The organism is Elioraea tepida (genome assembly GCF_019203965.1).
GTDB lineage: Bacteria > Pseudomonadota > Alphaproteobacteria > Acetobacterales > Acetobacteraceae > Elioraea_A > Elioraea_A tepida.
On the sequence record NZ_CP076448.1, the window covers coordinates 1,148,563 to 1,160,558 of the forward strand.

The following is an 11,996-nucleotide window of genomic DNA, read 5'->3' on the forward strand; positions in this document are numbered from 1 at the left end:
GCGTCGAGACAAGGGGAGGAAACGGTGCTTCTCGCCAACAGGACGGCGGTCATCTCCGGTGCTGCGACCGCGCGCGGCATCGGGCGCGCGACCGCTGAGCTCTTCGCCGAGCATGGCGCGCGCGTCGCGATCCTCGACATCGACGGAGACGGCGCCGCTGCCGCGGCCGCCTCGCTTGGCCCCGGGCATCTGGGCATCTCCTGCGACGTGACGAACCCCGAAAGCTGCCGCGCTGCGGCCGCCGCGGTGCTCGACTCCTTCGGGCATCTCGACATCCTGATCAACAACGCCGGCATCACCGAGCCGTTGAAGATCATGGAGATCACGCCGGCGAATTGGCAGCGCGTGCTCGATGTCAACCTCGCCGGCGTTCTCCACCTCAGCCAGGCCTTCATCCCGCACATGCGGTCGCGCCGGCAGGGCTCGATCGCCTGCATGAGCTCCGTCTCCGCCCAGCGGGGGGGAGGAATCTTCGGCGGCCCGCACTACTCAGCCGCCAAGGCGGGCGTGCTCGGGCTCGCGAAGGCGATGGCGCGCGAACTCGGGCCCGATGGCATACGCGTCAACTGCGTCACGCCTGGCCTGATCCAGACCGACATCACCGGCGGCAGGCTCACCCCCGAGATGAAGGAGGAGATCCGCAAGGGCATCCCGCTCGGCCGCCTCGGCGAGGCGATCGATGTGGCTCGGATCTTCCTCTTCCTCGCCAGCGACCTTTCGTCCTACGTCACCGGGGCGGTGATCGACGTCAACGGCGGGATGCTGATCCACTGAGGCCGCCCCGAGGGGACGTCACGGCACAGCAACAACCACAGGGAAGGAACGAACCGATGAAGGAGACAGCAAAGGCGACACGGCGCGGCGTGCTTGTGGGCGCTGCCGGGCTTCTCGCGGCACCAGGGATCGCCCGCGGCCAGGGCCAGATCCGCCTCACCCTCGGCCATAACGCCGCGCGCGGCAACCCGCGCTGGGTCGCGGCCGACCATTTCGCAGAGCTCGTCAAGACGCGCTCGCAGGGGCGGATCGAGGTGCGCGTCGCGGGCGCGGCCCAGCTCGGAGACGATCTCGCGATGCTGACCGGCCTGCGCACCGGCACCCTCGACATTTCCGTCAACAGCCAGGGTCCTGCCTCGTCTCTCGTGCCGGAGATGGCCGCTCTCGGCCTGCCCTTCCTGTTCGCGACCAATGCCCAGGCCTATCGCCTCGTCGACGGCGCCGTCGGCCAGAACCTCGCCCGGCGCTTCGAGCCCTTGGGCCTGCTCCTGATCAGCTACTGGGACAACGGGATACGCCACATCACCAACAGCCGCCGGCCGATCGTCAACCCCGAGGACCTGCGCGGGCTCAAGATCCGCACCCCGGCCGACCCGGCGACGATCGACACCTTTCAGGCGCTCGGCGCGGCCACGCAGCAGATCAACTTCAGCGAGCTCTACGTGGCGCTTCAGCAGGGTGTGGTGGACGGGCAGGAGAACCCGCTCGCCAACATCCACTCCTCGAAGCTCTACGAGGTGAACCGCTTCATCTCCCTCTCGGCGCACAAATGGGAGTGCAGCCCGGTGCTCGTCAGCCGCATCGCCCGCGCGCGGCTCACCGACGCCGACTGGCGCCTTCTGCTCGACGCCATGAAGGAGGCGGAGGCGATGAACCGGCGGATCATGGTCGAGAGCGACACGAAGCTGCTCGCCGAGTTCAAGGCGAATCCGAACGTGGCGGTGAACGAGACGAACCAGCCGGCCTTCCGCGCCGCCACCGCGGGCGTGCTCGACGCCTGGGAGCGCAAGCCGTTCGGCGAGTTCGTGCGCGAGGTTCGCCGGGCGGCGACCGCCTGAGGCCAACGCGCCGGGGCGCGCGTGGGCCGCGTTGTGCTTGCCGGGGCGGCCGCGATCGACCGCGCCGTCGCCCTCCTCTGCCGGGCGATCGTTGTCGCCTCGGGTCTCGTCCTGCTCGGCGTGCTCGCTGCCAATGTGGTGGCGCGCTACGTGCTCGGACGCGGCGGCTTCGCCTGGGCGCAGGAGATCCCCGAACAGGTCTTCCCGTGGTTCATCGCCGCGGGCGTCGTGCTCGCCGCGCAAGCCGGTGGCCACATCGCCGTCGACATCCTGCCGCGCGCCCTGCCCGAGCGCGGCCGGCAGGTCCTGATCGTCGCCGTCAACGCCCTCGTCGCCTCGGCCTATCTCTGGCTCGCCCTCCTTGCGCTCGAGGTGGCAGAGATCGCGGCGCTGCAACAGAGCACGATCCTGAGGATTCCCGGCAGCTACGGCTACTGGGCGATGACGCTGCTTGCGGGGCTGACGGCGCTCTCGGCGGCGACGATGGCGCTTCGCGTGGCTCTTTGCGGAGCGGGCGCCGCGCCCGAGGCGGCGGCCGAGGACAGGGTGACGTGAGCGGGCCTCGGCGCTCGAGGGGGTCGCGATGAGCCTCGTGCTCACGCTCGTGTTCTTCCTTCTGCTCGCCCTCTCCGTTCCGGTGGCGCACACGCTGCTGATCGCCTCCGGTGCGGCGCTGTGGGCGGATGGGGCGCTGCCGCTCCTACTCGTCGTGCAGCAGATGTTCGCGCAGACGCAGTCCTTCCCGCTGCTCGCCCTGCCGTTCTTCATCCTTGCGGGGGAGCTGATGATGTCGGGGCGGCTCGGCCAGGGGCTGATCGCCTTCGCCTCGGCCACTGTCGGGCACGTCCGCGGCGGGCTTGCCGCGACCACCGTGGTCGGCTCGGTGGTGTTCGGCGGCGTCTCGGGTTCGGCCGTGTCCGACGCCTCAGCGCTCGGCTCGGTTCTGATCCCGTGGCAGACGCGCGAAGGCTATCCGGCGGGCTTCGCCGCCGCGAACAATGCCGCCGCGGCGACGATCGCGATCCTCATCCCGCCCTCGATCCCGATGATCCTCTACGCGCTCGTGAGCAATGTCTCGGTCGGGGCGCTGTTTCTCGCGGGCGTGCTGCCCGGGCTGATGCTCGCGGCCGGATTTCTCGCCGTGTGCAGCCTCTCCGCCCGCCTGCGCGGCTTTCCAGTCTCCGATCGAAGCGCCGCGCGCGAGGGGTTCGGCTCGCTCCTCCTCGCCGCCCTGCCGGCGATCGCCATGCCGGTGCTGATCCTCGCCTCGCTGCGGTTCGGCGTCGCGACCCCCACCGAGGTGTCGGTGATGGCGGTGCTGTACGCGCTCGCCGTCGCCACCCTCGTCTATCGCGACATGACGCTTCGGCGCTTCCTCAACGCGCTCGTCAATGCCGGCCGCGCCACCGGCGTGGTGATGCTCGTCATCATGGCCTCGGCCGCCGTCGGCTGGATCATGACCTTCGTCCAAGCCCCGCAGGCCTTCGCTGCCTGGGCGACCGGAACGCTCAGCAAGCCGTGGCTGATCGTGCTTGCGATGAACGGGATCATGCTCGTGGCCGGCATGTTCATCGACCTGCCGGCGGCGATCCTCCTGCTCGGGCCGATTTTCGTTCCGCTTGCGCAGTCGATTGGGCTCGATCTCGTGCAGCTCGGCGTGATGATGGTGCTCAATCTCGCGATCGGCCTCTACACGCCGCCCGTCGGCACGACGCTGTTCATCTCGACGACGATCGCGCGCGTGCCGATCCTCGCCACCTCGCTCGAACTGTTGCCGTTCTACGTGGTCGGGCTCACGGTGCTCCTCCTGTTCAGCTTCGTTCCCGCGCTCACGCTCAGGTTCTGAGGCGCCGACGCCGCAGCCCCGCGGCGGAAGTCTGAAGCCGGAACGCTCCCGACCAGCCTCCCGGCGGATCGGCACGGGTCGAGCAAGGTTCGTGCGCCCGATCCGACAGCGGGCGAGGCAGGCCCGCGCCGAGGAGAGCTCGCGCCGGGTTGCGAACGAACCCTGGGCTGCACTCTCCGCTTGCCCTCGCGCGGCCGGCGCTCTAGTGAGGCTTCGATACCGTTACATGTCAGATCCGCAATGGTCGCTGCCCGTCATGCGCCGCCGCACCGTCCCTCTGAGCGGCAGCGTTTCAATCTTCCGCTGGGCGGCGACGGGCGCGATGCCGACCAAGCTCGATCCGGTGCTTGCCGCGATGCTTGAGGACCCGGCTCTCGAGGCGGATCGGGAGCTGACAGTGATGATCGGCCTCGCCGCTGCGCCGACGGAACGGACGCTCGCCGAGCTCCGCGCCCTCGGCCTCTCCGTCCGCTCGGTGGTCGGGGATGTCCTGACCGGCAGCGCGCGGCTCGGCCGCATCGTGGAGATCTCCGCTCATCCCGCCATCGTCAGGATCGAGGCGGCGACCCCGCTCCACCCCGAAGACACCCCCCGCCAGGCGGTTTAGGTCACGCGCGCGCCGCCCGCGCCAACCGAGGAGGACGCCGATGACCAGCAAGCTCGACCCGCAACTCGCCTTCCTGAGCGAAAGCGGGGCGCAGTCCCTCGCCAACCGGACGGCGATGCTCCGCTTCGGCCTCGAGGTCACGGAAGGAGAGGCCGCGCCTGCCGCACGGCGCGGTAGGGCGCCGCAGCCGCCCGTGCAGGTGCTCGTCCAGTACGCCGGCGACACGGAACCGCTCGAGAAGGCGGGCCTCAGGATACGCTCCGTCAACGGCGACGTGATCAGCGGGGTGATCGCGGTCGAGAGGCTCGCCCCCCCGTTCGAGATCGCCGAAGTGGAACGGATGGAGGCGGCGCGGATCCTGCAGCCCGATCTCGACCTCAGCGTGGTCGAGTGTCGCGCCAATCTCGTCCATGTCGGCCCGCCCGGGCGGCGCGGCGCGGGCGTGATCGTCGGCATCGTCGATTCGGGAATCGACTTCACCCACCCGTCGTTCCGTCATCCGGACGGAACGAGCCGGATCCTGTTCCTCTGGGCGCAGGGGCTTGCGCCGCGCCCGGGCGAAGCGAGCCCGGCTCCGTTCGGCTACGGCGTCGAATACAGCAAGGCGCAGATCGATGGCGCACTCGCCTCCGCCACCCCCTGCAACACGGTGCGGCATCAGGACCCGCCGCCCTTCCATGGCACGCATGTGGCGGGAATCGCCGCCGGTGACGGCTCCGCCGCGGGCCAGGATAAGCCTGCCTTCAGCTTCGTCGGCGTCGCCCCGGAGGCCGATCTGATCGTCGTCGCGGTCGCCAACAACGGCTCGGAGGGCCTCGGCACCTCCTCGAACGCGCTCGATGCCGTGAACTACGTGTTCACCCGCGCCGGCACGCTCAACAAGCCGGCGGTGGTCAACATGAGCCTCGGCGACAATCTCGGGCCGCATGACGGCACGAGCCTGCTCGAGCGCGGCATCGACAACCTGCTCGGCGCGCCCGGCCGCGCCTTCGTCAAGTCGGCCGGCAATGCGGGGGCCGACGACATCCACGCCGAAGGAACGGTCGCGACCGGGGCGACGGTCGATGTGCTCCTCAACCAGCCGCCGGGCAACAACACGCCGGACCAGATCGACCTCTGGTATCGCGGCAGCGATACGTTCCGGATCTCGATCGTCGATCCGGCGGGAACTGTGCGCGGGCCGGTCAATGTCGGCGCGGTTGCCAACCTCGCCTTTCCGGGCGGGAACACCGTCCGCGTCGACCACCGGAACAACGATCCGTTCAACGGCGACAAGCGGATCTTCATCACGATGCAGCCGGGCTCGGCGGCGACCATCGCCGCGGGCAACTGGCGGCTGAGGCTGACCGGCGTGTCCTGCCCGGGCGGCGGCCGCTTCGATGCCTGGATCCAGCGCGGCCCGCCGATCCCCCGCTTCCTCGCCCCGCACGTCACCAGCGCGCGGACGATCTCGACCCCCGGCACGGCGCGAAAGGTGATTACGGCGGCGAACTACGTCACGCGCGGCGCCGGTGTGGGCAGCCTCGCCTCGACCTCGAGCCGCGGCCCGAGGCGTAACGGGCGGCAGGCGCCGACGCTCGCCGCCCCCGGCCAGAGCATCATCTCGGCACGGGGCCATTTCGGCTCGGCCGACCCCTATGTCGGGATGGGCGGCACCTCGATGGCCGCGCCGCACATCACGGGCACCATCGCCCTGATGTTCCGGAAGAACCGCAACCGCAGGCAGGAGCAGATACGCCAGTGCCTCGAGAGCACGGCGCGGTCGGATGCGCAGACCTGGCCGGTGCCGAACACTGCCTTGGGCGCGGGCAAGCTCGACAGCCACGCGGCGGTCAACTGCGTGCCGAGCCCGGGGCTGACGCCCTCATCCCCGGTCGTCTGCTCGCGATCCGTGATCGTCAGCTGCCAAAGCCGGGTCGCGGCCTGAAAGCCGTCGGTCGTCACCCGTTGCGTGACCGTAAGGCCGACCTGCCAGCCCTCGGCCGCCGTGATCTGCCAGCCCTCGGTGGTGATCGCGTGCGCACCCTCCGTGGCCTTGGCCTGCCCGACCGTTCCGGGCCAGGGCTGCGTCGCCTCCGCGGTCACCCAGTGCCCGACCTTCGCCGCCTGCCCCTCGGCGGTGGATGGCTGCCCGTCCACGCCGGGCGGCTGCCAGGTGAGCATCGCAGGCTGCGCGCCGACGGTGACGGTGATCACCCCGACCGTCGTCGTCACCCCGACGACGGGGCCGGTCGTTGCCCGCCCGACCGGCACGGTCACCGGCCCGGTCGTGTCGCCGACGCTTCCCGGCACCGTCGCGCGACCGGGCCCGATCACCCAAGACGAGGACGGGGAGGAGCAACAGGCGCCGAGGCCGGACCAGCCGCCGGAGGGGTATTTCGAGTACGACGAGAGCTGGTTCGACGAGTCGTGACGACGGCTCTCCGTGCTGCCTGAGGAGGTGATCCCGGCCCTGCTCCGGGCCGGGATCGTCACGGCCGAGGAGGCCGTCCGCAGAGGGGTTCTCGCCGAGCCGATCGGGCTGTCGCACCCGGTGTGGCGGGTCAGCGTCGGCGGCGTGCCGCGCGCGGTGGTCAAGTCCTTCGGCCCGAGCCGCGGCGGCACCGACGGCGAGGCGGCGCGCGAGGCGGCGGTGCTCGCGCTCGCCGCGCGCCGCGAGGCCGTCGCCGCTCTCGTTCCGAAACGACTGGACTGGACCGGCGACGGCGCGGTGATCGCAACCGAGGTCGCCCCGGGCGCCCCGGCGCTCAGGGACGGCCCGGCCGAGGAGCAGTGGCCCGGGCTTGTCGCCGCGCTTGCCGCGCCGCTCGCCGCCTTCCACCGCGCGACGCGCGACCTCGCCGCCCCCGCTGCCGCGCGGCACGACACGCTCGAGGTGCCGGTTCCTTGGGCGCTTCGCCTGTTCGACGGCGGCTCGCCGCGGGAGCTGTGGTCGACGCGGCCGCTTGCCGACATCCTGTCCGCCGCTGCCGCGCCCGGGACGGTCGCGTCGCTGCGTCGCGCCCGCGGCGCCTGGCGCCGGCTCTGCCTAATCCATGCCGACCTCAAGCAGGACAACATCCTGCTCGACGACGACGCCACGCCGCCGCGCGCGACGGTTGTGGACTGGGAAATGGCGCGGATCGGCGACCCGGCCTGCGACCTCGCGGGCCCGCTCTCGCGGCTCCTGCTCGCCGCCGGCGAGGTGCCCTGGACGGAGGCCACGGAGGTGGCGCTTCGCCTCTGGATCGCGGCTTACGCCGAGGCGGCGCGCCTGCCTGCCCCGGCGCTTGCGCAGCGCACGGTGCTCTACTCCGGGGCGTGGCTCCTGATGTCGGCTCTCACCCGGGCCTCGCTTCATCCGCCGGGAGGCGCCCTCGAGGCCGTGCGCCCGGTGCTCGTCGCAGCGGCTAACGCCTTCGCGCTCGCCGAAGCGGTGACGGCACGCGCCGTCGCCGCGCTCGCATGACGGACGGCGCCATTGCCGCGGCGCTCGAGGCGGCACGGGCGCTGCTCGCCGCGGCGCGGCCGTTCGCCCAGGCGGAGGACGGGACCGACCCGCTCGCGTCGCTCCTCTACGACCGCTGGTTCCACGAAACGACGGGGGAACGGCGACGCTATCCCGCTCCTTCCGCCTACCGGGCGATGGCGCTTGCCGCCCAGGCGTTCGAGCCCGGATGGACCATCGAGGGGCCCTGCCCCGGTGCTCCCGGTGCGGCGCGGCTTCGGCGCGGCGACACGCTGCGCGATGCCCCGCCGCTCGCCTGGGCACCGGTCGGAGCGCCGAGGGTCGCGCCGCGACCCGGCCAGGCGGCGCTCGCCGCGACGCTGCGCGACGGGCCGCAGGGCGGGTTCTGGCATCTCTGGTCGCCGGTGTGGCCGGATCGTTCCCCGCGCGGCTTGAGCCGCTGGTATCTGCAGGTCGCGTCGGGGTCGGAGCTCGCCGCCGCGGCGACGCTCGCCGCCCACGCCCCGGCCGAGCGCGCCTGGGCCGCCAAGCTTCTTGCCGGGGAGCACCGTGCAGGCAGGCGTGATGTGGCGGTGTTCTACGCGCCCGTCCGGAGCGCGTCGTGGCTCGCGGCGCTGTTCGAGGCGCTCGCGCCCCGGCTCGAGGACCGCGCCGGCCCGCCATTCACCGAGCCGCTCGCCCCCGGAATCGCCCGTGCCGACGACCCGGGAGGGGGGATGAGCTTCGGTCAGAGCCGCTGCGCCCTGCTCGCCGCGGCTGCATGGGCGCGGCCCGAGGCGCTCGGCGACGCTGCACTCTGGCGCGAGGCGGTCGCGCGCGCCTTCGCGGAGCAGGGCCTTGATCTCGCGACACCTTGGGCGGCGGTCGCCGATGGCTGAGAGCGTCGGCTCGGCGATCGACCGCAAGACGGGGCTTGCGATCGCGCGCGAGATCGCCCGGGGCGCGGTCTGGTGGGGGGATGTGCGCGTTTGTCGGCGCGGTGCCGGCGCCGAGGCTCGGCCTGCCGCCGCGCCAGGCCGTGCTCGGCGGGGACCTCTCCGAAGGCTCGGCCGGGATCGCCCGCTCCCTCGGCTACGCGGCGCGGATCTCAGGCGAGGATGGCCTGCGCGGCACGGCTCTTGGCGCGCTTCGACACGCCCTGGCGCGCGCGGAAGGATGGTCGCTCCATTCCGGGCGGCTCGGCCCCGGGCTGGTCGGTCTCGAGCTCGCCCAAGTGCTCGCGGAGCCGGCGCTCGTTCCGCCCTCGGTCGAGGCGATCGAGACGGCCTCGAGCGAGGCCCTCGCGGCCGCGGCCTCCGGCGCCGCCCCGGCGGATCTGCTCGGCGGGCTCGCGGGCGTCGTGCATGGCCTCGTCGAGGCGCTCCCGTACGACCTCGATGGCGGCTGGCTCGCCCGCGCCCTCTTGCTCGGCCGCTCTCTGCTTGCCGCCGCCGAAGCCGCCCCGACCGGCCTCGCCTGGCCGAGCGTGCCGGGCGGGCGGGAGCATCTCTGCGGCCTCGGGCATGGCGCCGCCGGTGTGGCGCTCGCGCGCTCTCGCCTCGCCGCGCTCGCAACCGGGGAGAGCGCCTGGGCGGAGGCGGCGCAGGCGGCACGCGGCTTCGAGCGCGGCTGGTTCTCGCCCGAGCACGGAAGCTGGGCCGACCTGCGCCACGACGCGATGGGGCCAGCTGGCCCCTTCTATCCGCATTTCTGGTGCCATGGCTCCGTCGGAATTGCGCAGGAGCGCCTGCGTGCAATCGCCGCCGGTCTCGACGACCCGCTCTGCCGGGCCGATGCGGCCGCCGCGCTCGCCGCCGTGGCCGAGGACGCGGAGCGCATCCTTTCCCTGCCCACCGGCCCGGGCGGCGGAGACCGCACCAACGCGAGCCTCTGCCAGGGGCTTTCGGGCGTGGTCGACCTGCTCGCCGAGGCCCATCGCCTCGCGCCGGACCCGGCGGCGCTCGCGCTTATGCGCCGGATCACCGCGTTCATCCGGAACGATGTCGGGCCGGAGCGGCGCTGGCGATCAGGCATTCCCGGCGGCGGCGCGATGACCCCTGGGCTGATGCTCGGCAGCGCCGGCATCGGGTGGGCGCATCTTCGCGCCGACGATCCGTCCTTGCTCCCCGCGGGCTGGACGCCCCGGATCGCTGCCTCCCTCCCTGGCGGGGATTGACAAACACGCGTGCGGTCTCGAAGCTCGTGCCAACAGTTGACAGAAAGGCGAGATGCTCCGCCCTCGCGCGGATGCACCTGACGGGGAAACGTTCGGAGGACGCATGGGTGACACTGCGCCCGGCTTCGGCTCGCCCGTTCGCGAGCCGCTCGCGCCTGTGACCGGCCTTGAGCACTGGACGAACAAGGGAGACGTGCGTCTCTTCCTCTGGGAGAAGTTCGTCGGTGAACCGACCGGCAAGCGCGGCACGATCCCCTTCGTGCACGGCTCGTCGATGGCCTCCACCCCGACCTTCGACCTTCAGGTGCCCGGCCGGCCGGACCTTTCGGTGATGGATGTGTTCGCTCGCGCGGGCTACGACTGCTGGTGCATCGACAACGAGGGCTACGGGCGGTCCTCGAAACACCGCGACATCACCTGCGACATCTCGACCGGAGCCGACGACCTCCTCGCCGCCGCAGACACATCGAGGCGACGCGACGGGCCGGGCCGCTGCTCGTCTACGGGATCTCGTCCGGGGCGCTGAAGGCGGCGCTGTTCGCCGAGCGCAACCCGGGCCGCGTCGCCCGCCTCGCGCTCGATGCCTTCGTCTGGACCGGGAAGGGAAGCCCAACCCTCGAACAGCGGCGCAAGAAGCTCCCCGAATACCTCGCCGGCGGCAAGCGCCGCCCGATCGACCGCGCCTTCGTGCACTCGATCTTCACGCGCGACCATCCGGGCACGGCCAAGGATGACGTGGTCGATGCCTTCGCCGACGCGATCCTCGCCCTCGACGACAGCGTGCCGATCGGCACCTATGTCGACATGTGCCTCAATCTGCCGGTGGTGGACCCGGAGAGGATCACCTGCCCCACGATCGTGATGCGCGGCGAGTATGACGGCATCGCCGCGATCGACGACCTGATCGAGTTCTTCCGCCGCCTGCCCAACCCGGACAAGCAGTTCGCCGTGATGCCCGGGATCGCGCATGCGAGCTCCAGCAGAAGAACTACCGCCTCGTGCAGCACATCCTCGCGTCCTTCTTTGCCCAGCCTGCCCCGGTCTACACCGGCACTCGGCCCTGAGCCGAGAGAAGGGAGGAACATAACGATGACGCATCCTCCTCTGATGCCCGGCCGCCGCGCTACGCTTGCCGGCCTCTCCGCCGCCGCGCTTGCCGCAGCCCTTCCGGGCTCGGGCGCCGCTCAAGGTGCGTTCCCCACTCGGAACTTTCGGGTCGTGATCCCGACCGGCCAGGGAGGCGGGGCGGAACGGCTCGCCCGCAGCTTCGACGACGCCTGGAGCAGGCTGCTCGGGCGGCAGTTCGAGTACGAGTTCTTCCCGGGCGCTGCCGGGTAGGTCGGCTACGAGCTTTACACCGGCCGGCGCGAGCCGGACGGCTACAACCTGCTGTTCGGCAACATGGGGCTGGAGATGATCATGTACGCGCTGCAGAAGCCGCGCTTCCGGTTCCCCGACGACCTGATCTACTTCTGCCGCATCGACGTCGACGATTCATGCGTGTTCGTGCGTAACGAGAGCCCGTTCCGACGCATCGAGGACGTCGTCGCCGAGGCGAAGCGTTGGCCGCTGAACACCGCGACGAGCCGGATCCCCCATCCGGCCTCGATCGGCATCCTCGCGCTCGGCGAGGCGACGGGCAGCCGGTTCAACCTCGTCCCTTACGCCGGCGGGAACCCGACGCTGGTCGCGGTGATGAGCGGCGAGGTCGACATCGGCGTGCTGCCGATCGCGGGTGTCGTAGCGCGAGCGGAACGGCTGCGCGTCCTCGGCGTGTTCAACCGCGAGAACATCGTCGCGGCGAAGACCAACAACGCCCCGCCGATCAACGCCGTGTTCGGAACGAACATCCCCGATCTCTACTCCTCGCGCTCCTGGGCGATCCACGCGCGCGCGGCCGACCGCTACCCGGACCGGTTCAAGCTGCTCGAGGAGACCGCCGCCAAGGCCCATGCCGACCCGGCCTTCTGCGAGGCCTATGTCAAGACCGGCGCGCCGATCGAGACGCTGAAGTATGGCGACCGGGCGGTGTGCACGGAGTACGCGCTCGCGATGATCGAGCTTGCCAACCGCTTCCAGGCGCAGTTGACGGCCCGGCGCGGCTGATC

Annotated in this window: 12 protein-coding genes and 1 pseudogene; all 13 read left to right on the forward strand. The window is 71.5% G+C overall.

Annotated elements, in window-relative coordinates; all coding sequences use genetic code 11:
- Positions 1-24: 24 nt before the first annotated feature.
- A complete protein-coding gene (locus tag KO353_RS05490) occupies positions 25-774 on the forward strand; it encodes an SDR family NAD(P)-dependent oxidoreductase (RefSeq protein WP_218286717.1) in 750 nt (249 codons plus the stop codon).
- Positions 775-830: 56 nt separating this feature from the next.
- Complete coding sequence (locus KO353_RS05495; RefSeq protein ID WP_218286718.1) at positions 831-1,832, forward strand: TRAP transporter substrate-binding protein; 1,002 nt, start codon at positions 831-833, stop codon at positions 1,830-1,832.
- Positions 1,833-1,853: 21 nt separating this feature from the next.
- Positions 1,854-2,387, forward strand: a complete 534-nt coding sequence (locus KO353_RS05500; RefSeq protein ID WP_218286719.1) for a TRAP transporter small permease — start codon at positions 1,854-1,856, stop codon at positions 2,385-2,387.
- 28 nt (positions 2,388-2,415) lie between these two features.
- Complete coding sequence (locus KO353_RS05505; RefSeq protein ID WP_218286720.1) at positions 2,416-3,678, forward strand: TRAP transporter large permease; 1,263 nt, start codon at positions 2,416-2,418, stop codon at positions 3,676-3,678.
- 322 nt (positions 3,679-4,000) lie between these two features.
- Positions 4,001-4,285 carry a hypothetical protein gene (locus tag KO353_RS05510; RefSeq protein WP_218286721.1) on the forward strand — a complete coding sequence of 95 codons (285 nt, stop codon included), beginning with the start codon at positions 4,001-4,003 and terminating at the stop codon, positions 4,283-4,285.
- A 40-nt stretch (positions 4,286-4,325) separates the two neighbouring features.
- The gene (locus KO353_RS05515; RefSeq protein ID WP_218286722.1) at positions 4,326-6,212 is read left to right on the forward strand and encodes a S8 family peptidase; all 1,887 of its coding nucleotides are present in this window, start codon (positions 4,326-4,328) and stop codon (positions 6,210-6,212) included.
- 24 nt (positions 6,213-6,236) lie between these two features.
- Complete coding sequence (locus KO353_RS05520; RefSeq protein ID WP_218286723.1) at positions 6,237-6,698, forward strand: hypothetical protein; 462 nt, start codon at positions 6,237-6,239, stop codon at positions 6,696-6,698.
- Positions 6,699-6,710: 12 nt separating this feature from the next.
- Positions 6,711-7,733 (forward strand): phosphotransferase, encoded by a 1,023-nt coding sequence (locus KO353_RS05525; RefSeq protein ID WP_218286724.1) that lies wholly within the window; start codon positions 6,711-6,713, stop codon positions 7,731-7,733.
- Positions 7,730-8,611 (forward strand): T3SS effector HopA1 family protein, encoded by an 882-nt coding sequence (locus KO353_RS05530; protein WP_218286725.1) that lies wholly within the window; start codon positions 7,730-7,732, stop codon positions 8,609-8,611. The genes KO353_RS05525 and KO353_RS05530 overlap by 4 nt, the downstream gene beginning before the upstream one ends.
- An 80-nt stretch (positions 8,612-8,691) precedes the next feature.
- Positions 8,692-9,888, forward strand: a complete 1,197-nt coding sequence (locus tag KO353_RS05535) for a lanthionine synthetase LanC family protein (RefSeq protein ID WP_218286726.1) — start codon at positions 8,692-8,694, stop codon at positions 9,886-9,888.
- Positions 9,889-9,991: 103 nt separating this feature from the next.
- A complete protein-coding gene (locus KO353_RS16315; RefSeq protein WP_235692034.1) occupies positions 9,992-10,414 on the forward strand; it encodes an alpha/beta fold hydrolase in 423 nt (140 codons plus the stop codon).
- Complete coding sequence (locus KO353_RS05540; protein ID WP_235692093.1) at positions 10,411-11,226, forward strand: alpha/beta fold hydrolase domain-containing protein; 816 nt, start codon at positions 10,411-10,413, stop codon at positions 11,224-11,226. Before KO353_RS16315 ends, KO353_RS05540 begins: the two co-directional genes overlap by 4 nt.
- A gap of 39 nt (positions 11,227-11,265) precedes the next feature.
- A pseudogene (locus KO353_RS05545) lies at positions 11,266-11,994 on the forward strand (tripartite tricarboxylate transporter substrate-binding protein); the annotation flags it as partial.
- Between the last annotated feature and the right edge of the window lie 2 nt (positions 11,995-11,996).